22 protein-coding genes and 1 riboswitch are annotated in these 26,998 nt (G+C 45.3%); of the genes, 6 read left to right on the forward strand and 16 right to left on the reverse strand.

Annotation, left to right across the window (positions count from 1 at the left end; all coding sequences use genetic code 11):
- Positions 1-21 precede the first annotated feature (21 nt).
- The 4 genes from dltA (at position 22) to dltD (ending at position 4,224) form a co-directional block, all read left to right on the forward strand.
- Positions 22-1,566, forward strand: coding sequence for a D-alanine--poly(phosphoribitol) ligase subunit DltA (gene dltA, locus C6P39_RS06155; protein WP_104803159.1), 1,545 nt, complete (start codon positions 22-24; stop codon positions 1,564-1,566).
- Entirely contained in the window at positions 1,563-2,735 is a 1,173-nt protein-coding gene (gene dltB, locus C6P39_RS06160; RefSeq protein WP_104803160.1) for a D-alanyl-lipoteichoic acid biosynthesis protein DltB, read from the forward strand. The genes dltA and dltB overlap by 4 nt, the downstream gene beginning before the upstream one ends.
- A gap of 78 nt (positions 2,736-2,813) precedes the next feature.
- On the forward strand, positions 2,814-3,044 hold the full coding sequence (dltC, locus tag C6P39_RS06165) for a D-alanine--poly(phosphoribitol) ligase subunit DltC (protein WP_104803161.1): 231 nt from the start codon (positions 2,814-2,816) through the stop codon (positions 3,042-3,044).
- A 25-nt stretch (positions 3,045-3,069) separates the two neighbouring features.
- Complete coding sequence (dltD, locus tag C6P39_RS06170; RefSeq protein WP_104803162.1) at positions 3,070-4,224, forward strand: D-alanyl-lipoteichoic acid biosynthesis protein DltD; 1,155 nt, start codon at positions 3,070-3,072, stop codon at positions 4,222-4,224.
- Positions 4,225-4,838: 614 nt separating this feature from the next.
- On the opposite strand, the gene C6P39_RS06180 is transcribed toward dltD, so the two are convergent.
- From C6P39_RS06180 to C6P39_RS06260, 16 genes are all read right to left on the reverse strand, one after another.
- A complete protein-coding gene (locus C6P39_RS06180) occupies positions 4,839-5,540 on the reverse strand; it encodes a response regulator (RefSeq protein ID WP_095175522.1) in 702 nt (233 codons plus the stop codon).
- Complete coding sequence (locus tag C6P39_RS06185; RefSeq protein WP_207657112.1) at positions 5,533-8,112, reverse strand: sensor histidine kinase; 2,580 nt, start codon at positions 8,110-8,112, stop codon at positions 5,533-5,535. Before C6P39_RS06185 ends, C6P39_RS06180 begins: the two co-directional genes overlap by 8 nt.
- 136 nt (positions 8,113-8,248) lie before the next feature.
- A complete protein-coding gene (locus C6P39_RS06190) occupies positions 8,249-8,899 on the reverse strand; it encodes a potassium channel family protein (RefSeq protein WP_065544451.1) in 651 nt (216 codons plus the stop codon).
- A gap of 27 nt (positions 8,900-8,926) precedes the next feature.
- A complete protein-coding gene (locus C6P39_RS06195) occupies positions 8,927-10,273 on the reverse strand; it encodes a TrkH family potassium uptake protein (protein WP_095175524.1) in 1,347 nt (448 codons plus the stop codon).
- Between the two features lie 207 nt (positions 10,274-10,480).
- Complete coding sequence (ytvI, locus tag C6P39_RS06200) at positions 10,481-11,638, reverse strand: sporulation integral membrane protein YtvI (protein WP_095175525.1); 1,158 nt, start codon at positions 11,636-11,638, stop codon at positions 10,481-10,483.
- A 211-nt stretch (positions 11,639-11,849) separates the two neighbouring features.
- Positions 11,850-12,461, reverse strand: a complete 612-nt coding sequence (locus C6P39_RS06205) for an NUDIX hydrolase (protein ID WP_104803165.1) — start codon at positions 12,459-12,461, stop codon at positions 11,850-11,852.
- Positions 12,462-12,464: 3 nt separating this feature from the next.
- A complete protein-coding gene (locus C6P39_RS06210) occupies positions 12,465-13,103 on the reverse strand; it encodes an ECF transporter S component (RefSeq protein WP_104803166.1) in 639 nt (212 codons plus the stop codon).
- 291 nt (positions 13,104-13,394) lie between these two features.
- Positions 13,395-13,513: riboswitch (FMN riboswitch) on the reverse strand.
- A gap of 1,252 nt (positions 13,514-14,765) precedes the next feature.
- Complete coding sequence (locus tag C6P39_RS06220; protein ID WP_104803168.1) at positions 14,766-15,005, reverse strand: hypothetical protein; 240 nt, start codon at positions 15,003-15,005, stop codon at positions 14,766-14,768.
- 103 nt (positions 15,006-15,108) lie between these two features.
- Positions 15,109-15,579: a hypothetical protein gene (locus C6P39_RS06225; protein ID WP_104803169.1), complete on the reverse strand. Its 471-nt coding sequence runs from the start codon at positions 15,577-15,579 to the stop codon at positions 15,109-15,111.
- A gap of 72 nt (positions 15,580-15,651) precedes the next feature.
- Positions 15,652-15,978 (reverse strand): hypothetical protein, encoded by a 327-nt coding sequence (locus tag C6P39_RS06230; RefSeq protein ID WP_104803170.1) that lies wholly within the window; start codon positions 15,976-15,978, stop codon positions 15,652-15,654.
- Positions 15,979-16,033: 55 nt separating this feature from the next.
- Complete coding sequence (locus tag C6P39_RS06235) at positions 16,034-16,930, reverse strand: hypothetical protein (protein WP_104803171.1); 897 nt, start codon at positions 16,928-16,930, stop codon at positions 16,034-16,036.
- 608 nt (positions 16,931-17,538) lie between these two features.
- Positions 17,539-17,772 (reverse strand): GlsB/YeaQ/YmgE family stress response membrane protein, encoded by a 234-nt coding sequence (locus C6P39_RS06240; protein ID WP_095175531.1) that lies wholly within the window; start codon positions 17,770-17,772, stop codon positions 17,539-17,541.
- A gap of 197 nt (positions 17,773-17,969) precedes the next feature.
- Positions 17,970-19,955 (reverse strand): alpha-glucuronidase family glycosyl hydrolase, encoded by a 1,986-nt coding sequence (locus C6P39_RS06245; RefSeq protein WP_104803172.1) that lies wholly within the window; start codon positions 19,953-19,955, stop codon positions 17,970-17,972.
- Positions 19,956-20,039: 84 nt separating this feature from the next.
- Positions 20,040-20,900 (reverse strand): carbohydrate ABC transporter permease, encoded by an 861-nt coding sequence (locus tag C6P39_RS06250; RefSeq protein ID WP_331481677.1) that lies wholly within the window; start codon positions 20,898-20,900, stop codon positions 20,040-20,042.
- Complete coding sequence (locus C6P39_RS06255; RefSeq protein ID WP_104803173.1) at positions 20,887-21,792, reverse strand: carbohydrate ABC transporter permease; 906 nt, start codon at positions 21,790-21,792, stop codon at positions 20,887-20,889. Before C6P39_RS06255 ends, C6P39_RS06250 begins: the two co-directional genes overlap by 14 nt.
- Before the next feature lie 214 nt (positions 21,793-22,006).
- Positions 22,007-23,317 (reverse strand): ABC transporter substrate-binding protein, encoded by a 1,311-nt coding sequence (locus C6P39_RS06260; protein ID WP_242986951.1) that lies wholly within the window; start codon positions 23,315-23,317, stop codon positions 22,007-22,009.
- Between the two features lie 311 nt (positions 23,318-23,628).
- Here C6P39_RS06260 and C6P39_RS06265 point away from each other — a divergent pair, with 311 nt between their 5' ends.
- Positions 23,629-25,407: a sensor histidine kinase gene (locus C6P39_RS06265; protein WP_104803174.1), complete on the forward strand. Its 1,779-nt coding sequence runs from the start codon at positions 23,629-23,631 to the stop codon at positions 25,405-25,407.
- Positions 25,401-26,924, forward strand: a complete 1,524-nt coding sequence (locus C6P39_RS06270) for a response regulator transcription factor (protein WP_158661472.1) — start codon at positions 25,401-25,403, stop codon at positions 26,922-26,924. The genes C6P39_RS06265 and C6P39_RS06270 overlap by 7 nt, the downstream gene beginning before the upstream one ends.
- Positions 26,925-26,998: the final 74 nt, after the last annotated feature.

A 26,998-nucleotide genomic window follows, 5' to 3' on the forward strand; every position in this document is an offset into this window, starting at 1 on the left:
GTCGAAACTGAGGTGATTTTTATGAATATATTGAACCAGATATCTGAGTATGCCTCCATCTGCCCGGAAAGAACAGCCATCTGCTGTGACGGCTTGTCTGTTACTTACGGGGAGCTGGAGTTATATTCTTCCCGCCTGGCCTGCCATCTTGAGCAGCTATGCGGACAGAACCGTTCCCCCATCGCAGTGTACGGGCACAAACATCCCCTGATGCTTGTATCCTTCCTGGCATGTGTGAAATCGGGCCGGGCCTACTGCCCCATTGACACCTCCGTACCGGATTCCCGTGCGGAAATGATCCTGGACGCCCTTGATTCACCTGTCTTTTTATCCCTCTCTCCTCTGCGGGCTGAATGCAGGGACAAACGTACACTATCCCTGGAGGATATTGATATTATCGTGCATACGGATCTATCCTGTATGAATGGCTGTCTGGAAACCGGCAGACCAAAGCCGGTTTCCGGGGATGATGTTTTCTATATCATATTTACTTCCGGAAGCACCGGTACCCCAAAAGGAGTTGCCATCACGGAAACCAATCTAAGCAATTTTCTGGACTGGTCCATCACCCTTGGAACTCCAACCAATGCCAAAAAGGGAAAGGTGTTTCTGAATCAGGCCCCCTTCTCCTTTGATTTATCTGTTATGGATCTGTACACCTGTCTGGCAGTGGGCGGAACGCTCTGGTGTCTGACAAAAGATGTGCAGAAGGATTACCGGAGACTGCTGGATTCCCTGAAATGCTCCGGGGCATCCATTATGGTCTCCACACCGTCCTTTGCGGATGTGTGCCTGTCAGACCCAGCCTTTGCCCAGGCCTGCCTGCCTGACCTTGGTCTGTTTTTATTCTGCGGGGAAACCCTTACGAACCGGACAGCCCGAAAGCTCCTGGAACGCTTTCCTGATGCCAAAGTCATGAATACATACGGCCCCACCGAATCCACCGTGGCAGTCACCCAGGTGGAGATAACCCCGGAACTGGCAGCCAGCCCTTCTCCTCTCCCTGTGGGCAGGGCAAAACCTGGCACTCTGCTGCAGATCTGCGGTCCGGACGGCAGTGTACTCCCGGAAGGGGAAAAAGGGGAGATAATGATCATAGGTGATACGGTAAGCCCCGGCTACTATCAGAATCCCACACAGACCAAGAGCCGCTTTTACCCGTATACCAATAAGGGCATCATCAAGCAGGCATACCGCACAGGTGACAAAGGGTATCTGAAAGACGGAATGCTCTATTACTGCGGACGCATAGACCTGCAGATCAAGCTGCACGGATACAGAATTGAGCTGGAGGATATTGAAAATAATCTTCTCCGCCTCCCTCAGATAGAAAAAGCCGCCGTACTCCCAAACACGAGGGAGGGGCGTGTCAAAAGCATCAGTGCCTATCTGGTCTGCCCCGGCATGACGGCGCCGGAGCGCAATTACGCAGAAACTTTGAAAGAGGGACTGCGCACATTCCTTCCGGAATACATGATACCTAAGAAACTCGTATTCATGGACCGTCTTCCCATGACCGGAAACGGAAAAGTTGACAGAAAAGCTCTGGGAGACCTGGTTCTTTGAGTTTTTACGAAGGGCTTTCCTTCTTTGTCTGCCTTTTTCTCTTCCTGATACCCGCCGTCATTCTGGGCATCATGGAAAAAAAGATGGGCCACTACACCCTGGCTGTCTCCCTTGTATTTATCGTCCTGGTTTTCGGCCACAGTCCCAGGCAGTTCCTCTACCTGCTTTTGTTTTACGCATGGTCTTACCTGGTGGTACGCGGCTATGCGGCTGTCCGCAGAAAAAACGGCAGGAATGAAAAACAGTATTATCTGTTTCTGGCAGCCATGCTGCTGCCACTGATATTATGTAAACTATCGCCCTTGTTTCACATGAACATTTTCGGATTCACGGGCATTTCTTATATGAGTTTCCGCAGCATTCAGATGGTCATAGAGATTTACGACGGAATCATTGAGGAGATTCCACTCCTGGAATTTTCAGGATTCCTCCTTTTCTTCCCCTCCATCAGCTCCGGACCCATTGACCGGAGCCGCCGTTTTCACGATGACTGGGAGCGCACCATACCGAGGGCGGAATACCTGGAAATGCTGGGAGAAGGCATTTTTAAACTTCTTTTGGGCCTGGTCTACAAACTGGCGCTGGGCACTCAGCTCTACACACTGCTCACCATATGTGAACAGTCCATGGGGCAGCGCGGCGCCCCCTGGTATTTCGCCGCCGGGTATGCCTGGCTGTACGGTTTCTACCTGTTCTTTGATTTTGCAGGATATTCCCTTATGGCAGTGGGAACCGCATATATTCTGGGCGTAAGGCTGCCTGACAACTTCCGGGCGCCTTTCAAAAGCCTGGATATAAAAGAATTCTGGGACCGCTGGCACATAACCCTGTCCCACTGGTTCCGTGATTTCCTATTCACCCGTTTCATTATGAAATGCTCAAAGAAAAAATGGTTCTCCACCCGCCTGAACAGAGCCTGCGCCGGATTTATTGTCAATATGGGCGTCATGGGATTATGGCACGGCGTCACGCCCTCTTACATCCTCTACGGACTCTACCACGGTATACTGCTGTCAGCAACAGAGGTCTACCAGAAAAAATCAGGCTTCTACAAAAAACACAAAAACCAAAGACTATACAAAGCAGTCTCCTGGCTGCTTACCATAAACCTGGTGATATTCGGCTTCTTTATCTTCTCCGGAAAATTTCTGGAGCTTTTAACCGCCTGATATCCAGCATCGGCACCTATACGCAGCAAACACGCTGCCCGGTGACCATCAATGATACTTAAAAAGGAGAAATGAAAAATGGAAGAAAAAATTTTAGATCTATTAGCAGAAATCTGTGAGGATGACATTGTAAAAGAAGACTTAAAAACCGAACTTTTCCAATCCGGTCTTCTGGACTCTCTGGGATTTGCCGAACTCCTCGCCGGTCTTGAGGAGGAATGCAGCGTTGTCATTGCCCCCTCAGAAGTCACCAGAGATGAGATGGATACCCCGGAGAAAATTCTGGCTCTCGTGAGATCCAAATGCTGACCCAGGAAAGGCAGGCGCAAGAAACATGAAAAGACTGACTGCATTTTTCACGGCTTTCGTACTATTCCTTGTCACTGCGGCAGGCATTCATCTGACTGTCCGTGACAAGAAAATCCCGGACTCCCATACATTTTCCACATGGGCCAATGAGACCAAAACACGATCCCGCGAAACCATAAAACAAAACCTGAACTCCCACAGCCTTCTGGTATTCGGCTCTTCCGAGTTCATGCACGGACAGGACACCCCCTACCATCCCTCATCCATGTTTGCTGACAGTGACTTTCAGCCCATGCTCATAGGCGCGGGCTATTACCAGTCCCTGAGCCATGCCATTGCCCTCAGCGCTTTAGGGGAGGGGCAGAAAAAAGCCGTTCTGTTCCTATCCCCACAGTGGTTCCGAAAAACGGGTGTCCTGCCCCAGGCCTTTGCATCCCGTTTCTCGGAAAATGACTACATGGGTATGCTGCAGAACGAGACCCTTTCAAAAGAGACAAAACAGTACATCATAGACCGCACCCACACCCTTCTGAAAGACGACCCCAAAACCCAGAACCGTCTGACCACCTACGAACGTGTATGGAACACCAAGACCGCAACAAGCGAGGACACTCTCATAGCCAACGCCTGGCAGAGCTTCCTGAACGAGAAAGAAAAAATAACGGTCCCCCTTCTCTTTGACCTAACCGCCAAAAAGCCAAGTCCACCCGCCGGCAATCTTTCCATCAACTGGACCAAATGGCTTTCCAAAGCCGAAGAAGACGGTGCCCGCTATCAGGAAAACCAGTTCTACATAGATGACAAAAACTACAAAAAACTAAAACCGCGCCTTTCCAAAAAGAAAGACTGCAACAAAAAAGCCATCCACGGCTACGGTTCCTCCCCGGAGTACGATGACCTCCGCTGTTTCCTGAATGTCTGCCGTGACATGGACATCAAGCCATTACTTGTAGTCCTGCCTGTAAACGGCTATTACTACGACTACACCGGCTTCCCCCAGACCGCCAGAGAAACCTACTATTCCAACATCCAAAGCCTGGCCGAAACCTACAACGCCGAGCTTGCCGATTTTTCAGCCGACGAATACACCAAATACTTCTTTGAAGACCAAGTCCACATCGGACGGAAAGGATGGGTACTGATCAATGAAAGCCTTTACAACTTTTATAAAGAACCTTAAAAAAAATCCCAAAACCCGCTTCCTCCTCCAAGTCCTCTCCTTCTACGCCCTCCTCATGCTCCTTTACCTCTACTTCATGACCGCCAACCTCTCCACTGCTCCCCCCTTCCTCTACTCCCAATTCTGAAGCCGCCCCGCGGCTTCTTTTTCTCCCTCTTCTTCCCAACACTCCAACGCACCGCCCCATCTTCTTCCTGACGCTACAACGCACTGCCCTATCTTCTTCCTGACACTACAACGCACCGCCCCATCTTCTTCCTGACGCTACAACGCACCGCCCCATCTTCTTCCTGACACTACAACGCACCGCCCCATCTTCCCCGCCAACACCTGAATCCCATTAAAAACACCGTGGCCGGCAGTCTTCTCCCGGTACTGCGTTGCGCAGGGCTTTTAGGAAGTCTTAATGCGAAACGGCCAAAGATTGGCAGATAAAATTGGGTTCACAAAACCCAATTTTAAGCGGTGATGAGATGTAAAATCATCAGATTTTACATCGGTTCGCCGCGGTTCTGTCAATCTTTGGCCGTTTCGCATTTAGACTTTCTTAAAGCCCGAAGCCGCAGTACCGGGAGAAGACTGCCGGTCACGGTGTTTTTAATGAACAATGAACACTACTCCCTCTTTATCATCCGATACCCAATCCCAATATGCGTCTGAATATACCTAGGCTCCGAAGGCTCCTCCTCAATCTTCTTCCTAAGCGTCGCCATAAACACCCGCAGGGAAGGCACGTCACTCTGCATCACATTTCCCCACACTTCATTCAGTATAAAATTATGTGTCAGCACCCTCCCCACATTCTTAGCCAAAAGACACAGCAGCTTATACTCAATAGGCGTCAAATGGATCTCCTCATCCCTGATAAATACACATCCCGAAGCATAATCAATCTTCAGATCCCCATTCTCAAAAACAGCGTTATCCTCCACACCCCCGCTGCTCTGATACATAGCCCTGCGGAGACTTGCCCGCAGCCTTGCCAGCAGTTCCTCCACGCTGAATGGCTTCGTCAGGTAATCATCTGCCCCCGCATCCAGCGCATTTACCTTATCTGCATCCTCGCTTCTGGCACTCACCACAATAATAGGAACATTTGACCAGGATCGCACCTTTTTGATCAGATCCACACCATCCATATCCGGCAGCCCCAGATCCAGGATGATGACATCCGGCCGCTGAGACACAGCCTCCATCAGGGCCTGCGCCCCGTTTTTCGCCATGTGGTATCTGTATTCCTGCATATCCAGTGTGGTTGCCATCAGGTTTCTGACTGCCTTATCATCCTCCACAATAAGTATCAATGGTTTATTCATGTATCACAACCTCCTCTGCCGGCAATGTGAAATAAAAAACACTTCCCCGGGGCTTGTTATCCCTTACCCCGATCTCTCCGCCGTGTGCATTTATAATAGATTTACAGAGGGCAAGTCCCAGGCCCAGTCCGCGCCTGCCGTCCCCCTTCTGGTTCTCCGCTGTATAAAACATCTGAAACAGCTTATCTTTCTCTTCATCCGCCACACCTTTTCCATTGTCTGCAATTTCCGTCCACACAAATCCATCCTTTTGAAACACGTGGACCTTAATCTCCGATCCGGGTGGCGTATATTTAATGGCATTATCAATCATGTTAATAAACACCTGCACGATCAGTCTAGTATCCATCTTTGCCATTAGAAATTCATCATCCTGCTTCACAGTGATCCTGTGTTCTCCGCTTTTTCTGTCCAGATGGTGCATGGCCTCGTTGATCACATCATCCAAAAGTTCCGTCTGTCGTTTCAGATTCATGGCACCGTTCTCGATTCTGGTGACCGACAGCAGATTCTCTACCAGATTGATCAGCCAGATGGCATCATCATAAATATCCCCGTAGATCTTATGCCTCTGCGCTTCCTCCATCTGAGCACCGCTGTTGAGCAGCACACTGGCATTTCCGGAAATACCGGTCAGCGGCGTGCGCAGGTCATGGGATATGGCACGAAGCAGATTTGCCCGCAGCCGTTCCTGCCTGGCATTCATCTCCACCTCTTTTTTCTCCTCATCCAGCCTCTGCTTTTCAAGTGCCAGAGCACATTCATTCAGCATGGCAAGGAGCAGGCTTCTCTCAAAGGCAGTGAGTTCCTCGGCCCCAATAACGATCCCAGCCACTGCCAGCGCTTCTTTTCTGCCCCTGACAGCCAGATACAGGCATTTTGCCTCGGGCAGCGTATCTGTTGTGGCACCGGCATGTTTATTGTTCTGGTATACCCAGGAGACCACTTCCAGTTCTTTCTCATTGATATACGGCTCTGCGTCCCTCATCTCCCGGTTATCTGTCCGCGGTACCAGACTGCCCGTTTCATCGGGCATATAGAAAATGACCATACGGCCCAGCATTTTCTCCATCTGCACCATAGTCTCTGAGATGATCTGTGAAACATCCCTGGCCTTCTGCAGCTTCTGGCTGGTTTCCAGCAGAATTTCCGTGCGGTAAGCCTTCTCCGCCGCCTGGTGTGCCTGTTCCTTCACCCTGGTGGTAAGAGTGGATATGAGGAATGCCACAAGGAACATAATAATAAATGTAACGGGATATTCCGGTCCGTAAGCTTTCAGGGAATACCTGGGAAGAGTAAAGAAAAAATTAAAGGTAAACACACTGATAAAAGAGCTTACCAGACTGTATGCCTTACTCTCTGTCCACATGGCAGTAAGCACCACTCCCAAAATATACAGCATGATGATATTGACCTCTGAAATCCCATGACTGTACATCCAGCCACCGATTCCCGTTGAGGCAACCAGCACTCCCACTGTTTTCAGGCTGTCTTTCAATGTAAATCCTGTGCTGCCGTGCCTGATCCTGAATCCCGCTGTCCCCGTATTTTCTTCCATGGAGGGGATAATATAAATATCAGGATTAGAGCCCAGGGCTGTGAGCCTGTCGGCAAAGCTGACTCTGGAAAATGAAAGACCTCCTATCCATTTTGTCCGGCCCAGTACGATTTTTGACACCCCGGCCATTCTGGCATATTCCGCGATCTGCTGAACCACATCATCCCCATACATGGTGATGACCCTGGCCCCCAGTTTTTCAGCCAGCTCCATATTTTCCCTCAAGATCTTCTTATCCGTATCCGGCAGATTTTTATCGTGGGATGTCTGTACATACAGGGCCGTAAAGGCACCGTGAAAGGCATCTGCCATACGTGCAGCCGTTCTGATCACCCTGCCGTTGGAGGGGGATGGTGATATCCCCGTAAGGATATGTTCTCCCGGATAAGAGGTTTCCCGTACCGCCTCTCCTTTCTCAGCGATCTTATTGATCCTGTCCGCCATTCTTCTAAGCGCCATCTCCCGCAGGGCAGTGAGAATGCCCGAGTCAGCCGCATGATTTCCGAGACGTTCCCGCACTTTTTCCGGCTCCGCATCCACAAATTCCACCTGGTCGGCCTGGTCAAACACTTTATCCGGAATCCGCTCCCCTGCGGGCCTGCCGGTCAGAGAGGATATCACATCCGAAAGACTCTCGATCTGCTGTACATTCAGGGTAGTATATACGTCTATCCCTGCCCGGAGTAGTTCTTCTATATCCTGATAACGCTTTCTATGCCTGGAGCCGGGCACATTTCCATGTGCAAGCCTGTCAATGACTAAAAGCTGCGGCTTTCTTCTGATGGCACTGTCTATATCAAATTCAGGAGACAGCTTTCCCTGGTAATTATGGAAAACAGGTGCAAGTCTTTCCATCTCCTCCCGCAGATCCCATTCCAGGGGAATACAGCCAATCACCACATCGCAGCCCTCTTCTTTTCTTTTCCCTGCATCCCGCAGCATCTGCACCGTTTTTCCCGTACCTTCCGCATAGCTAAAAAATATTTTCAGTCTGCCGCCTCTATCCAAATCCATTGATGCTCCCCTTTCTGTACTGCTTACATCACTCCCGGTAAAATATACGGTTATCTGACGGGAGTTAACAGGTTTATTATAGCTTATTTTATAAAGTAATCAAATAAATCGCAAAAAGAAAGGCAAAGAGCGCCGGCTATCTCGCCTTTGCCAGCGCTCTTACATCTTTGTAATGTCCCATTATGATCAGGGTTTCACTCCCCCGGAAAACATATTCCGGGCGGGGCAGAGGGTAGATCTCCTCCTGTTCCTTGACTGCCAGGATACTGATATGATATTTATTCCGCACTCCTTTTTCCACAATGGATTTTCCTACCCACGGTACCGGCACAGGGATTTCATAGATGGAATAATCAGGCGTAAGTTCAATATAATCAAAAATATTTTCCGTGCCGAATTTTACGGCCAGCCGTTCTGCCATCTCTCTTTCGGGATAGACTACCTTATCCGCCCCGTTTCTGAGAAGGAATTTTGCATGTACATCCCTGTTGGCCCTTGACAGGACAAAGGGTGCGCCATAGTCCTTGAGAAGCGCTGTGGTTTCCAGGGAGCTCTGAAAATTGTCTCCAATCGCCACTACGCACAGATCAAAATTCCCCACCCCCAGAGAGGCAATAAAATGCTCATTGGTGGTATCCCCGATCTGCGCATTTGTCACCAGATCAAGCGCGTCATTGACACGCTCCTCATTTATGTCAACCGCAAGGACTTCATTTCCCTCTTCGATCAATTTAGCGGCCATATGTCGCCCAAAGCGGCCCAGTCCCACAACAAGAACCGATTTCATATTTTACTTTTCCTCCTTTAATAGGCCTTAGCCTACAGATACTTTTTCCATTGGCAGTTTTGACGGTATACACGCGATCCTGTTGCCGAAAGCAATGAGTATGGTAATACCTCCAACCCTTCCGATAAACATGAGCAGGATCAAAACGATATGTGACACAGTGCCAAGCTGAGCTGTGATTCCAAGGGACAGCCCCACCGTTCCGATCGCGGATGCTGCCTCAAACAGCGCATCCTGGATCATGACCCCATCTGCAGAGGATATCAGAACCGTTCCCACAAGGATCAAAAGCCCGTACAGCATGGTCACACAGCTTGCGTGCCGCAGGGCATTTTCCTCCATTCTCCGGCGGAAGCACTCAATATCCTTCCGTTTCCTGAATTCCGACCAGATACTCAAGATCATAATGAACATGGTAGTTGTCTTGATTCCTCCTGCAGTGGAGCCTGGGGAACCACCGATAAACATCAGCCCCACCATAAGGATCTTGCTGCACCCGGTAAGGGTTGTCAGATCCACGGTGTTGAAGCCTGCTGTTCTGGGCGTTACAGCCTGGAAAAACGCACATAACACCTGTTCGCCAAAACTCCGCCCCTCCATGGAGGGTTTCCCCAGTTCAAAGAAAAATATAAGGACAGCTCCGCCGAAAATCAGAATGGTCGTTGCCATAAGCACCACCTTGGTATGGAGCTTATAATTTTTATAGTGCCATTTATGTTCCCTGATATCTGACCAGACAAGAAATCCCAGTCCTCCTACTATAATAAGAAGCATAATGGTAATACTCACCAGCGGGCTGCCCGAAGCAGTCATAAGGGACGAACCGGGTTCAAAATTCCCCATCAGATCTATTCCCGCATTACAGAACGCCGAGATAGAATGAAATACGGAAAAATATATGCCTTTTCCAACTCCAAGCCTGGGAACAAAATAAAAGCTCAGCAAAATGGCTCCGATCCCCTCGAATAATACCGTTCCGCCGAACACAAACTTTGCCATACGCACGATCCCGCCCACCTGAGGTGCAGCCACGGATTCCTGCATCAGAAGCCTCTGCGACAAACCAATCTTTCTTTTTGTGATAGTAAGCGCGGAAATGGCAATTGTCATAAATCCAATGCCGCCTATCTGTATTAACAATAAGATAACACCCTGGCCGAATGAGGACCAGAATGTATAAGTGTCATGCAGGACCAGTCCTGTGACACATGTTGCTGATGTAGCAGTAAACCAGGCATCCATAAATGGAACCGCAGTCATCTGCCTGCTGGACACAGGCAGCATCAGCAGAAGCGTACCTGTGGTGATCACCGCCAAATATCCAAAAACTATAAGTTTCGTTGTGGTCCAGTGATGTTTCTTTATTCCTGACATAAGAGTTTTCCACCCTTTTTATTCTCTTTATATGTTGTTCTGTAACATAACTGTTACATATCTTCACAGTTACAGGCCTGCTGAGTAGTTATCCTGTAACTACATATTCTAAATTCTTTTATATTAAAACGGCGTAAAGCTATATTAAGGACACATTAAGATAGCATAAAGATTTATATGCTCTTTATGCTATCTTGTCCTGTTCTCTTATTCTTTATTCTCTATCTGTTCGTCGTCCCTGGTATTGCGGTAAAACCATTCCAGAAGGTCCTCCAGCGCTTCCTTGACGGACTGAAGAGGCTTGTCAAACATTCCGGATTTATAAAAATTGATCACAACAGCACCAATGGGGACTGCAAGTATCATGCCTATCACACTGCTGATACGGTATCCTGTATACATAAAAATCAAAGTAAGCAGCGGGTCCATACCAATGGAATCCCCCACCATTTTGGGTTCTATGATCCGTCGCAGCAGTTGAGTGACCAAATACAGAATGATAAGCCCAACCGCAAACTTTGTATCTCCGGACAGCAGTTTAAATATGGCCCATGGAATAAGCGCCGTACCGGTACCGAAAAACGGCAGCATATCCAAAAAGGAAATGAGAAACGCCACCAGAACAGCAAAACTCACCTGTAGAAACAAAAGTCCCACGCAGAGTATAGCCCAAATGATCGCCATGATCTTAAACTGTGCCTTAAAATACCCGCCAAAAACTTTCTTGAAGCTGTCTGAGAGCACCTTCCATTTTTCCTGTATGATCTGCGGCGTGTTATTCCGCCCAAACTCCAGGATCCCATCCCTGTCCGCAATGAAAAAATATGCAGACAAAATGGTAAAGATAATAGATATCAGCACACTTGGAAGATGTTTTGCCAGGTCTCCCGCATATCCCACCGTCCACTCACTGATATTACCCACCAGTTTTCCAATCCGTTCTCCCAGATCATCCTGTATATTATTGATAGAAGTCTGTACATTTTCCGGAAGCTGTTTCATAAATTTATTCAGGTTGTGTTCCACCTCACGAAAATCTTCCCGAAAACCGCCGTAAATATCTGGCGCCTGGTTAATCAGCTCGCTGGTTTCCTCCACTGCTTTTGCCCCAATAAAATACCCCGCCCCGATAATGGCGGCCAGAACTGCTATGATGATCAGCATTGAGGTATGCTTTCTGGCTATCTTCATCCGTCTCTCCACCATACGAACCAGAGGACTTGCTATCATAGCAATAACCCAGCCAATGACAAAAGGCATAAAAAATCTGAGGAATTTGATTCCCAGAACAATGAACAATATAACGCCTAAAACGCTGAACAACGCCGCCAGAATACCTTTAACATACTTTTTCCACTTCTTCATATCTAAATATCTCCCATGCCTGCCTGTTTTGACTGCTGTCACTGCAATCTGACAGTAGCCGGGGCAGATTTTGCCTGCACCGGCTACTTTAAGTATACTCTCATCCGCATGGGATACAATGCATATCCCGTTAATTTTTTATGAAAAATTTGCGAACTGTATCTGGTTGTTATTTTTCCTTCGGAAAGGTCAAAAGTGTTTGTTTGTACTGTCAAATTTCTCTGAGAAAAGCAAAGGGTTCCTCGTCATGCAGAAAATGCATCAGCATATATGCTGTCATGATCGCAGCCTTCTCTTCTCTCAGGATCCGCCTGACTTCCTCCCTGTCCGCCAGCACAATCTCCAATTCCTCGGAGTCTTCCAGGCCGTCCCCGGAAATCTCACCGGAAGTATAGCCATACACCGTGGCGCAGGATTCGTCAGTCATGCCAATAGTTGTGAAGTACGGCTTTTCGTACGCCGGATCCACATCAATGGGGGACAGCTCAAGTCCGGTTTCCTCTTTCATTTCTCTGATTCCGGCCTCTTTGTAGTCCTCACCGGGTTCTACCAGTCCCGCCGGAAATTCATAGATATAACTATCAATGGCATAGCGGTACTGACGCACCAGCACCACTTTGTCCTTTTTCTCTCCGTAAAGGCTGTAAATGATCACACCATCCGGGGTATTTTTCTTCGTTCTTATTTTCAGGTCATTTTCTGTCTTTGCTCTGGACGCCACGTAATAATGGCCTTTTCTGCCTGTTTTGCTCTCCACATCCAAGTGATAGAGATTCACGTGGGGGTTTTCTGTGAGCGGCGTCACTTTTTTTATTTCCGGCATATTTTATTCTCCTCGCAGTAATACTCTGATCCTTTTATATATAAGCAGTGTGACGGCAGAAATGATACATCCTTTCACCAGATTAAACGGTGCCACTGCCAGCACTACAAAGGTAAACAGGTTGTTGATCGCAGGATGGATGGATGTGCCCATCTGGATAAATGCGCTTACCGGCATGCCAAATGCTGCCCCATATGCGGGAAGCAGAATAAATGCATTTACCACGCAGCCTACAACAGCCATTGAGATCGTTCCTATCACCATTCCAATCACGGCAAATTTTTTATTCCTGCGGTATTTATAGAAAAATGCTGCCGGAACAATGAAAGAACACCCAATCAGGAAATTGGCGATCTCACCTACCCCGGCTGTGGCGGAGCCATGGATCACTGCATACAGCAGTACCTTTAAAAGTTCGATCATAATACCAGCCACCGGCCCCATGGCAAACGCCCCTACCAGTACCGGTACTTCTGAGAAGTCCATCTGATAAAACGGCGGTGCGATCACCGGGATAGGAAACTCGATCATCATCAATACCGTAGCCACTGCCCCAAGCATAGCTACCTGCGCCAGTGTCCTGATCTTAGAACGATTCTGCGCCCCTGCAGGCCTTTTGTTTACAATTGCGTCATTACTCATTTTCATTCTCTCCTTTTTATGATGGTTTCATAGTAACTATTCAGTAAGTCTGCGCATTCACTGCGCTGACCGTAAGAAAGTGTACCACGGCCAAGCAAAAATCCCATCGCCAAAGGCGATTCTGCATGGATTTTTGCCTGTAACTGTGAAAGTACTGAACAGTTACGTTTCATAAAAGGAAATTCTTCTTTTCTGTCATTGATGTACAGATTCCATCCTGCTGCGCTGCCACAGTAATAATGAAAAAATGCCCTGAGATCAGGGCACCGACGAAATCTGTATTGTGACATACATTTTCTTCTCTCATCCAGACTTTAACTGTCGGTACCGGAATCACACCGGTTCAGCCATTTACATGGGTCGCGGACTATACCGCCGGTAGGGATTTACACCCTGCCCCGAAGAATTTTCTTTTATTCTATTGGGAATTATAGCGCATTTGACTATATTTTTCAAGGGTTTTTGTGGATATTGTATAAAAATGAGCGGGGATTTTGTAGGTGTTTTCTTATAAATCCTCATAACTGTTTATAACTCCTTATAAAATCGGCCGGAAATGGTGTAAAAATAGTGTAAATCTAAATGGCTGAATGCCTCTAACTGGTATCATATATTATCTCATGCCATTGTAATGTTCCTTACATTTACCTATCTACTTATCTTCTCTACTATATAATATTATACCGTACTTTTTTATCTACGTCATGATGTATTTCAAGATTTTACCAATGGCAGCAGGATAAAAGAAAGCACCAGTTCAGGAATATTCTCTTATTGGTGCCAGTCCTTTACCAAGTCAACCAACCATACGTTTTGTAATCTCTTGATCTAATATGGTAAAACGCTTCATTACAAATATCTTGTTTCATTTTCCTCCTGAAAGCTCTCTGGTAAAGTTTTCTAGCTTTTTTGTTTTCTTTACACCACCAACGCACTGTTGGTCTGTTCATAGAATTTTTCTTACTATGGTTCCATCTATATAACCTCTTATTGACCTTAATTCCATAAACTTTTTCCATGTTCTGATATTCTAAATCACTTTCCCATTCGTAGATATCAGTATAGTTTGTCTCCATTCCTTTCACCAGTACAAAGAGCATTATTTGCCTAATGGCAAGCCACTTCCGTACTTAGAAGACATTCAATCTGTAAAATAACTTATTGCTCATCTCCCTTCCTCTTAACCTTATCCTATTATTCCTTTGATATTTTCCTAACGGCAGCAGGAGATAGAATCAAAATCTCCCATCTAAACATTGAACACCAGTTCCCTGTATGGTATAATTTATTTGTATAATTGAACAGAAAACGGATGCGATTTTCCGAAAGTTAGATGCCCTCTAGTATCACGAAAGAGAGGGTGATGCCCTATGAATACCATAGAAGTGCTAACGCTTTTGCTGGTAATATTTGCGGCTCTGTCTTACATAGACAATCATAAAAAGAAATAGCATCCCTACCCTGAGAAAGTAAGATGCTATTTCTATAAAACATTTTAAACTACTGAGGGCAATCGGAAATTCATTCCGATAACCTTTCTAAGTAAATTATATACTAGAGCTGCTTGTTTTGCAAGTGGCTCTTTTCATTTACCATTCTGTTTTGATGTGCTGCCCCTCAAGTTGACAATTAAAAAAACAACAAATTATTTTCTGCCCGGTGCTATGCTGGGCAGTTTTTATGCTGCACCCAGCAGTTGCTTTTTATAATACTCCTGTGGATAATAGCGATAAAGATAATCTGATAACTGATATAGAATCTCAAAGAAGCTTCGTAGTCTTCCATTACAGCGGAAACATTTAAGAAATCTTCTTTTTCACCCTCATCCAGGATATCTTCTTTCAGTAAAAAATTATACTTGCGATATAAAAGCAGGATCAGCTTACATATTTTCTTTTTCACCTCACTGTAAGAGTTCCTAGTAGTACCTCCTGTTAGATAGCAAGCCCCTCCTTGTTCGTTACACAATTTTTTTAAGCAAACCTGCCAGTACAGATGTGAGATTTTAGTCATTTGGTATTAAATATCCGCCATCATAACTTACTATTTTATCTATGGCAGGAATACTCAAGCTGATTACATATTCACAAGAACAATCGGTACCAGAGATTATAAATTCATTCAGCCCTTTTGACAATTCAACTGTAATCTCACCGGAATCTTTTTCACTTACATTACCCTCTTCTAACTGTAAGATTTTCCTCCAATCTTGAAATATTTCTAATTCATTTTTATCATTGCTGTAAACAATTTTCATCGTCCCCGGCGTATTTTCACTGACTTCAACTGCCAACAGAACACCATATGAATCATGTACTTTTACCTTCCCTTTGGACATAATAACATTATCATTTTGCTCGATTTTTGATGCCTCAAATGATGTAGTTTTTATTTGAATGGGCCAATCTGTATACGCACAGCCAGATAAAATACTTGCAATTAGAATCAATAAAATAAAGCCCTTTATTTTTTTCATGGATACCCTCCAATAATTCTTATCTAATAGTTTACCAGGCATTGCGCTTTATCACGAGAAGCCAATGCAGTGTTAAAATCCCATATTGGCCTGCAACATATCCAAATTTAAATATTGATTATCAATAGATGCATCGTTGTTTGACACAGATCTGTTTCTCTCAGTAACAATTTGGTTAGAAATTCCTTCTCTCACCTCATCTATCCACTCACCACTGCTTGCAAGATACAATGTTCTTGAATCGCCATCTACTATAACGTGCATATTTTGGTTATTCAGAGCGCCGTTTCCATTATAAAAGTACCATTTTACACCCATTTGTTTCCAACCAGTCAGCATATGTCCAAGAAAATTTAAATAATACCATGTTCCGTCAATTTTCTGCCAGTCTACCAACATATGTCCTAATCAATACAGATAGAACCAGTTACCATTGGACTGTAAAACCAATTAATTATTTCAGTCTTTTATTTTTAAGCTTTTTCCTCCATAAAAAGACCGTTACAGAAATTATAAATATGATAACCACAGCTGCTGTTATCCTATATAGTCCAATCGGCTGTGACTTTTTTCCAATATCAATTACTGCTGATTCACCACCTTGTCCAAACGTATCTGGAACATTTGCCGCCGCTTGCATTACACTCTTAAAATCATATGCTTGAAATCCATCCGGATCTGAAGGCTCCAATTCTTCATCTGAATATATATTTCTACGTGTTTTACTGCTATCAGTTATCATTGCAGCAGCCGATGTCCGCGCTGGAATAACATACAAAATCTCCTCATTATCAAGTGCTATGAATAAAGGCTGTCTAATAGGTGATACCCCACCGACCAAGAAAAATTGATAATCATTCATTTCAATTTCATTTTTTTCTAGAGATGCGTTTAATTGTTCTTCTAATGTTAAATTCCCCGGTTCGTAACCATACACACCTTCCACTTCCCATGAACCAGTCTGCTGCCCATTTTCATCTCGTTCTCTTGTAACACAAGCTTCATACAAAACATCATCCGCGCGGATAGAAACTATCCACATATACGGGCTTTGGCTTAAAGCATCCATTACTTCAGCATAATTTATAATTTTATTTTCAATTAAAGGTGTATCTAAGTATTCCTTAACCGCGTTATTAAGGTCAACATCCTCAACCGTAATTTGTCGCCCTCCTGATGATGTCGTTGGACCATTATTTACAAATTGAACAATTTGACTTTCAATATTATACATTGAATCATAATCTTCTGAGTCCTTTAATTTTTCTATAGAGCCTGCCATGACATCTTTAACTATAAAAAACATTGAAATCATTAACCCCAGCACAATAACTCTACTTTTCTTTTGCATTGACACCCTTCCTTAATTAATAATAATCAGATTTTTATTGTATCCTGTTATTGTTTGATAATAAACTGTATGACTCAATACCAAAGTACACCATCAGCACGCTGTGGTCTATTGTTTCTTACTCTCGCTTCGTTTATCGAATACTTTCCTACTGGCAACAGGCGGCAGAATCTAAATTTCCCATCAGCTCATTGAACGCCTATTCCCTGTATATTATAATTTATTCGTATAATTGAACAGAAAACAGATACGATTTTCCAATAGTTAGATGCCCTCTTGTCCGCTGTCTTACATAGACAATCATAATAACAAAAAGAAATAGCATCCTACCGTCCAAAGTAGATGCTATTTCCATAAATACATTTTAAACTACTGAGGGCAATCGGAAATTCAATTCCAATAACCTTTCGCTTGTTTTAATTCCAATAACCTTTCGCTTGTTTTGCAAGCAGCGCTTTTTTTCCATAACATATTCAATTGCTGCCCATTTCTTTCATAACACTTTTAACAGAAATCCTTATTCCTTACTAACAGCCTTTCAGCCACTAGTCCTATCTCCGCATTAATCGTACGCCTGTCCGAGAACATCCAAACTCCCTAACTTCTCATCACTTAAATATCTTCTTCGCAACAAATAAGAAAATACATGCGCCAAAGACAGACACAATAACATTAGCCAGAAAACCATATGCATGAAATCCCACTAATGAAATGACGGCGCTGCCCACAAAGGAGCCGGCGATTCCGGTGATAATGGTTCTGATGAATCCTCCTTTTTTTACGTCCATGATCTTCCCGGCGATCCAGCCGGATACTATACCTATAACTAATGATGTAAGCATTTTTCCCTCCTACTATTACTCCTTTTATGGAATGTCTGTTACTGTTCAATCTTTGTATATATCATTATATGATATCCTTATATAACAATAATATTATTGTACCATAATTACGATCATGTTTCACCATCAACTTCTTATCACAGAACAAATCCCCCTGCCTGTAACATCACCGTTATCAGGCAGGGGGATTTTATTCATTAGAAGATCTCTCTTCCCATTTCATCAGGGATCATAGATTTTCTATAAAAGAAACTGTTGATCACATCGCACCATTCCCGGCTGTTTTCTGCCTGGCGCACAAAGCGTTCTTTGACTCTTTGGAAAATATGCTGCGGGATTTTATCCTCCAGGCAGTTCCAGTCTCTCTGCATTTTTTGAACATCAGCATATCCCTCAAAATGACTGTCATATATATGCTGAATCAATGTCTTCCCGGAACGCAGCCGGTGTGTGTAGGGAACACGATGGAAAAACAGCAGCAGATTTTCCGGACAACTTTCTGTATCTCTGTACAGAGCTGCATTTTTCTCAAAATACTGCTCACTATATCCGGTGCCCTTTTCGCTTCTGTCGACACCCACGGCCAGATGGTCGGCTCTGTGGTAGGTACCCCATTTGGAGTATTCGTATCCTTCCGGATTCGGCCCATAGTGGTATGCAGGATTCACCATAAAACCGATTCCCAGAGGCGCCGTATATTTTTCGTAAACTTCTCTGGAACGAAGAAGGATATCTCCGATCATCATCTTCACATCACTGTCTCTGCTGATCTGCAGGGAAATCCACTCCTGCACGATCTCTTCTGCTGATATCTGAGGATTCCAGGCCAGGCGCCCGAAGCCGTACAGGTTGGCGCCAGCAAGATCATGCCCTGTCCAGTTGGCATCCCTTCCTGTGTTGGCGACAGCAGCCATGCCGCATTTCTGCTGTCCGAATGTCCTGCCTGAGACTATGTCCGCAACGGTATCTTGGGGTTTTCCACAGCCTGTAGAAAAATCAAGCACTTCTTTCCACATGGGAACAAGATAACACACATCAATCTGCTGGCCAGTGTATTCCTGAGCTATCTGTACTTCCAGCATTTGGTTGGTGTGCTGGAGGCCGCCGAAAAGGGGATGCACCGGTTCTCTCACCTGGAAATCAATGGGGCCGTTTTTGATCTGAAGGATCACATTGTCATCAAATTTTCCGTCCAGAGGCATAAAATTGTCATACCCGGCACATGCACGGTCTGTCCTGCGGTCCCGCCAGTCCTGCTGACAATTGTACACAAAGCATCTCCAGATGATCGTTCCTCCATAAGGCTTTACCGCACGGGCCAGCATGTTGGCGCCGTCCGCATGGTTCCTGCCGTATGCAAAAGGACCCGGACGTCCCTCAGAGTCTGCCTTTACAAGAAAACCTCCCATATTGGGAATCCGGCTGAAAATCTCACCGCATTTTTTCTCCCACCATTTCCTCACGTCCTCATTCAGAGGGTCTGCGCAGGGAAGCCCGTCCAGAGTCATGGGCGCTGCAAAATCAATGCACAGATACATGGAAATACCGTATTTCCCAAAGATACCGGCAATCTGCGCCAATTCGTTATAGTGCTTTTCTGTGATAAGCCATTCTGCCCCATCCCGGACATTCACATTATTGATGGAAATTGCATTGATTCCAACGGAACAAAGCAGTCTGGCATAATCTGTGATCCGCTTCGTTACGCATACTTTTCCGTTTTCATAAAAAAAAGAGTTTCCTGCGTAACCACGCTCAATGCTGCCGTCTATGTTGTCCCACTGATTCAGCATTCTGATGGGATTCTGCGGATTTTCCTGAAGGGAAATACCCGTGATATCTTTTCCTGCGGAAACCATAAGAAGAAACCGGAAGGTTCCGTACAAAAGTCCGTTTTCCCCGGCTGCACGGATATAGATTCTGTCATTTTCTTCGGTTATCTCATATCCTTCCGTACCCAGGTCCGGGGATGGATCTATTTCTAACAGAATTCCTGCTTTCTCCCTGTCATCTGTCCTGATGATCTGAATGCTGAATAGTTTTTCAGATGCAGTCTCTATTTCCCGCAGAGCGCTTATGATCAGCTCTCCGTTTTGATCTGTATAGACAGACTTAAAAAATTTCCTGTTCCTCTGATTTTCTATCGGTTCATATGCAAGCCACGCCTGCTCCCAGTTACACATAATTTCCTCCTCGTCTTTCATATCCCAGATATTGTTTCAGCATGTCTGTCTCCACACCTGCCAGTATAACAATTGCGGAAACTATCATCCCTTTAATCCGGAGGTTGCAATTCCGTCCGCCAGATATTTCTGGAAGAAAATAAATATCAGCACAATCGGCACAATGGAAAGAGTCGCCATTGCAAACATAGCACCATAGTCCGATGAGGAACCCGGATCGCAGAACAATTTCAGCGCCAGGGCAACCGGATACATGGCGGCATCATTGATATAAAGCAGGGCTGACATAAAATCATCCCATCTCCACATAAAGGAGAAGATACCGCCCGTGATCAGCGACGGTGCCATTAGCGGCAGGATGATACGGAAGAAGATCCCGTAATAGGAGCATCCGTCTATCTTAGCAGCTTCATCCAGCTCTGTGGGGATACCTTCGATAAAATTCATCATCAGATATACGAAAAATCCCTGAATGGCAAAGAAAAACGGAACGATAAGCGGAGAAAAACTGCCTACCCAGCCAAGTTTTTCATACCACAGATACTGGGGCACCATAAGGATCTGGCCCGGCAGCATCATGGATGCCAGCATGGCACCGAATAAAATCTTCTTGCCCCTGAACTGGCATCTGGCAAAGCCGTAAGCCACACAGGCGGAAGATGCCAGCGTACCGATGGTACCCACAACTGCTATAAAAAGAGAATTTTTGAAAAAGGTACCAAAGGACACCCCCGCAAAACCTCTCCAGCCATTGGAATAGTTCTCCAGTGTAAATGTCTCAGGAATCAGGCTTCCCGCTGTTGTAAAAATGGTGCTTGTCTCTTTGAAAGAGCTCATGAACATCCAGCAGAGCGGATACAGCATGGCTAACCCGAAACCGCAGACTAAAACATGATAAACAACTGTTCTTATATTCTTCGTTTTCACAATCTCACCCCTGTTCATATACCCAATATTTTTTCGTCTTAAACAACACAAATGTGATCACCGCAATAATGCCCAGCATAACCCACGCCATTGCGGATGCATATCCGGATTTGCTGAAGGAGAAGGACTGCTGGTACATATACACAGCGTAGAATAAGGTAGTATCCATAGGTTTCCCCTGTGTGATGATCAAACTCTGTGTAAATGCCAGGAACCCGTTGATCATCTGCATAACCAGATTGAAGAAAATGGTAGGCGTCAGAAGCGGCAGGGTAACGCGGAAGAACTTTGTCACCTTGCTGGCACCGTCCACATCTGCTGCCTCATACAGCGATTTTGGAATCTGTTTTAATGCAGAAAGGAAAATCAGCATGGAGGAACCGAACTGCCACACAGCCAGCAGGATCAAGGTCCAGATCGCCGTCCTGGTATCACTGAGCCAGGCAAAGTTTGTATCAATTCCGAGCATTCCCAGAATACTGTTCACTACACCGTCAGGTGCAAACATCCTCTTCCACAAAATAGCCACTGCCACAGAGCCGCCGATGATGGATGGCAGATAGTATGCCGCACGGTAAAAGCCTGTAGCTTTTGTTGGTTTCACCAGTATCATAGCCACCAACAGGGCAAAAATAAGCCTCAGCGGAACAGACACCAGCGCGAAATAAAGAGTCGCTTTGATGGAATGCCAGAACACTTCATCATTTGTAAACATATCTATGTAGTTCTTGAGTCCCACGAACTCCGGCGGGGACAAAATGTCATAGTCACACAGGGAGTAGTAAAAAGAGATTCCCATAGGTATGATCAAAAACACCAAAAATCCTATGATAAAAGGAAGGCAGAACACAATTCCTGCTGTCTTTTCCTTATTTAAAAACTTGTATAATTTTTTACTGGTAGGTTTCAAAATCTCCTCTCCTTTCTAAAGGCAGAAAAAGGGCTGCCGCCGTCCAAAAGACTACAGCAGCCCTGATTATTTATTGATGGGTAACTTGTTCAGTACCCTCACAGTTACAGGCAAAAATCCATGCAGAATCGCCTTTGGCGATAGGATTTTTGCTTGGCTGCGGAATGCTTTCTTACGGTCAGCGCAGTGAATGCGCAGACCTACTGAACTGTTACTATTGATGTTCCGCGTAAATTTCGTTTGCGCTTTTGAAATATTCCTCCGCAGCCTGCTCCGAAGTATATTCCCCGTATTTCACTTTCTCCTCCAGCTTTCTCAGCAGATCCTGAGACTCGCTGGTCCCCTCCGGTGCCAGAGGCGGCAGTGCACTGGAATTTGGAGTGATAACGTCCGTGATAAATGCAGCATTTTCCTGGTCTTCCTTGCTGATTAATGGCATGATCTCCTCTGAGATCTTGCTGGACACCGGGATTCCTCTTTCTGCCAGAAGGATCTTGTATGCCTCTGAAGAATTTGTAAAGTAATTCAGCACTTTCACTGCCTCTTTCGGATTTTTCGTATCAGCGCTCACACAGTAATACATACTGGGTTTTACATAGTTGGATTTTTTCGGGTCTGTGGATGGTATGGTTGTGATCGCAATGTCTGTTCCCTCCGGTGCTGCTGTCTGGTAGGCAGTCAGCATGGCAGAACCATTGATGGTACACCAGGTCATATTGTCCGGATTGGAACCGTATACCATTGGGTCTTCCTCAACGCTGGCTGTGTCAGCTGCCTGGCTGGGGGAGATGTGCCATCCCTCTTTGACACCGTCTTCAGAAATTTTAAAGTAATCTACATAGTCCTCTGCGCTCTCTCCGCCAAGTTTGTCCACTACCTGAATCTCATTAGCCCTTGCATAGACTTCCATGTACATTCCGTAATGGATAAGGTTTGCCCGGTATCCGGTCTCATCATAGACCTGCTTTGCGATATCGATAAACTCATCTAAAGTCATATTGTCCTTGATCGTGATCCCCAGTTCATCCAGCAGTGTTTTATTATAGAACATACAGGAGGCACTGGTCCCGGATGCAACACCGTAAATCTTGTCTCCCACCTTGCCCATATTGACTGCATCTTCTGACAGATCGGAGGTATCCAGAGTTCCGTCTTCAATATAGGGTGACAGGTCTAAAAGCTGGCCCTTGTCCACATACTGCTGCAGATATGACATATCCATCTGGATGATGTCCGGCATTTTTTTGCCTGCCGCTGAGGTAGCCATTTTACTCCAGTAATCATCCCACTGGAAGAACTGTCCCTTAACTGTAGTTCCCTCTTCTTCCTTATATTTATCCAGCACCTGCTGTGTACGCTCATTTCTTACCTGGTTTCCCCACCAGGCCATGGTCAGTTCTCCTGATGCTGCTTCCTCTTTACTTCCTTTTCCGCTCTTGTCTGATCCGCACGCTGTCATGGAACCTGCTGCCAGTGCACATGCCAGTGCCACTGCTGCTGCTCTTTTTAAATATTTCCTTTTCACTGTTTTTCCTCCATGTTTTCTTTTGAGAAGCTCCTCTTGATGTATCTCATTATATAATGATTTTCCCCGGATGAAAATTGATAAAACTTACTTCCAAACACAAAAAACACACCTGCATCAGCAAAAAAATTACTTTACCTGTAAATAATTGACTTCCGACATTTTTTGTTTGTTTTTTCCGGGTAAATCAATTGCACTTTTATCTTTATTTTACTATAATTTTTTTAATCCCCCGTTTTCCTCCCTCAGGGAGGCGAGCGCAGAGGAGCACTGATTTCATTTCACACATACTGAAAAGAAGGGCGTTGACCATGAAAAAAATGGGAAGAATACAAAGCATGTCCCTGAAATACAAAATACTGACCGTTATCCTGACCGGATTTCTGGTGCTTTTTCTGGCTGGGATCGTCAGTCTGAATTTTGTGTCAAATTCTTATGAAAAAAAGCTGTACAATTCAATTGCGGCCACTCTCACCGATTCCGCACTTGAGATTTCCGACCAGCTTCAGTACATTGATACGATCGTGGATTCCATACTGGCGAACCAGACCATACAGGGCAGTCTGGACCGTTCAGGCAAGAGCACCCAGAACTCCGAAAAACAGCTCTGTTTTAACCAGGTGTACTCCACTCTTTGTGATTATTTCTTTATTTTTAACAGTGACGCCATTTCTTATATCTCCGTGTTACAGGGAAATGATGTCATCAGCACTTCCAACCGGAAGTTCCAGACTGTACCGGAATCTGTCCGCAGCAAACTGCTCAAGACAGCCATCGACAACCAGGGAGCCACTGTGACGGTCACAGATTACGGACCTGACTATGGGATCTTCATTGTAAAGGAACTGAGGAAAATAGAAGGCCTCAGCCTGGATTCCCTGGGTGTTCTGATCATAAATATAGATATGGATGCTATTATCTCTGCCGCCACAGCCGCCAGCGCGGAGTTTGAAGATATCTCTTATTACCTGTATGATGATAACAGCCTCATATTTAATGACAGTGCGCTGTCCCGGGAAGATTCCGACCAATTGTATAAAGAATTAAAAGGAGACTATGATGTTGTCTCCCTGAAAAACGAAAAACTGTTTGCTGTAAGCGGTTTGATCCCCACCTATGGCTGGAATTATATCTGCACAGTCTCCTATACTTCCATCTATCAGGCCATCACGCTCTCCAGCCAGTCCTTTTTCCTGATTATGATATTGGCTGTGATCATCGTGGGCATCTTCAGCACCAAACTGGTCTTTGCGCTTTTCAGGCATTTTGACCGTCTTATTGAAAATATGAAACAATTCGGGGAAGGCAGATACGAGATTAACGCTGCGCCCAAGGAATACCAGCAGGATGAGATCGGGCTTCTCTATAAAAATTTTGATACCATGGTAGAAAAGATCAATACTCTGATCAATGAAAATTATGTCAATGAGCTGCTGAAAAAAGAGGCACAGATCAAGGCAATGGAAAGCCAGATGGACCCCCACTTTCTATACAACACACTGGATTCTATCAACTGGCGGGCACGCATGATCAAATCAGAGGAGATATCCCAGATCACTACAGCCCTTGGAAATCTGCTGCGCCTGTCTCTCGGCAACAACTCCAAGGACTTTACCCTGCGCCAGGAGCTTACCATTGTGGACAATTATATTATCATACAGAAAATAAGGTATCAGAAGCGTCTGGATTTCTCTGTGGAGATCCCTGACAGCCTTCTGGATATTCCCATTCCCAAATTCACCCTACAGCCATTGTTGGAAAATGCCATCCGCTATGGTTTGGAGGAATCCTCCGAGACCTGCTATATTACCATCACTTCCCATATAAAGGACAACACCGTAATCCTGAAGATCATGAATACGGGTTCCGCTTTTGAGGAAAATTTCATGGAAAAGCTGCTGGACGGGGAAATACAGCCTCACGGATTTGGAATCGGAATCCTGAATATCCACAAACGGATCCAGATGACTTACGGCAGTGAATACGGACTGCATTTATATACCATAGAAGATGAAGAGACTTATGAAGAATGTGCAGCAGCAGAAATACACATTCCTTATACACAGAAAGAGGAGAACAAGCCATGTTAAAACTATTGATCGTGGACGACGAGGAAATGATCTGCCAGGCCATTGCCAACATTATTGACTGGAAAGCCTATAATATTCAACTGGTGGGAACCTGTACAGACGGGGTGGAAGCCTATCACACTATTCTGGATGAATGCCCGGATATTGTGATAACAGATATTCGGATGCCCGGCATTTCGGGCCTGGAATTGATCGAGAGGATCAACCGCACGGATCTGTGCACGCAGTTTGTGATCCTCTCCGGATACGGGGAATTTGAGTATGCCAAGAGAGCTATGAAATGCGGCGTCCAGCATTATCTGCTGAAGCCCTGCACAGAGACTCAGATCGTTGACTGCATTCAGGAAGTGACTAAAGATTACTATAAAATTGCTTTTGCAAGGGATATGAAACCGGAGCAGGACAGCCGGGCTTTCCATAATCTGCACAAAACCCTGATCCGGAATATCATACGGGAGGGGATCTCCTGTGCACAGGTGTCAGATACCTTTTTTGACTTGTACGAACATTATATCAACCTGACGGATGTGCCTTATCAGTTCTGCAGCGTCTATTATCTGGAGGAGAAAGATCTGGCAAGGTGCCTGGAACGCTTTGATGACTACTGCCGAGAAAATATGCCGGAGGTAGAGCGGTATGCTGTCTATATACAGAATGTCCTTCTGGTCTTCTTCCCTAATTTTGAGACCTCTTATGCACAGCTTGACAGTTTTTTCAAAGGCCTGGATTTCCCCGGACAGACGGTGTCTGTGGAGTACAGCCGTATGAGATATGCAGATTTGAAAACTCTGTTAACCATGCTGATCAAGAAACTGAAACGGTACGACATTCTTTATTTTATAGACGGCACAGATGCAGTCCCCAATTTTAACTACGGACAGATTGTGGACCGTGTAAACCGGCTGGTGCCTGTGCTTGCGGATAAATATGCAGAGGGCAGGGAAGAGATCGTGATGGAGCTGAAAAAAATACTCTATGCTATTTCCAATAAGGATTTTTTGCTGCAGTTATCAGATAATATAATTATCTCTTTGGGGACACAGCTCCCCTCCCACACACTGCCGGAAATCACGGATTTTTTGTACCAGCTCCACAAAGAGGAGGATACAGGCCGTATTGCGGAGTCCGTGCTGGATTATATGAACAAGCTTTCGGAGGTGCAGTCTTTTAATACAAAACAGTACAGCCCTTTTATCTCGCGGCTGATCGACTATATTTATGAACACTACTCCAACCCCGATCTGACGCTGAAATGGATTTCTGAAAATTATCTGTATATGAATGTGAACTATGTAAGCCGCTGTTTTACAAAGGAGACAGGGGAAAAGTTTTCGGGATTTCTTATGAAATTAAGAGTGCAGAAGGCAAAAGAGATTTTGGCTGCCCGGGATACGGAACAGATCCAAAACGTGGCCCAGCTTGTGGGGTGCGGAAATACGCCTTATTATTTCAGTAAGATTTTCAAGAAGTGTACGGGGCTTACGCCTTCGGCTTATGTGAAGAAGATGGGGAAATAATAGGGCATGGGGTAAATATAAAAAACAAGCTGGTCTTAAAAATCAGCTTGTTTTTATATTTAGCAATACTCCCC

Source organism: Blautia marasmi (genome assembly GCF_900258535.1).
Lineage (GTDB): Bacteria > Bacillota > Clostridia > Lachnospirales > Lachnospiraceae > Blautia > Blautia hominis.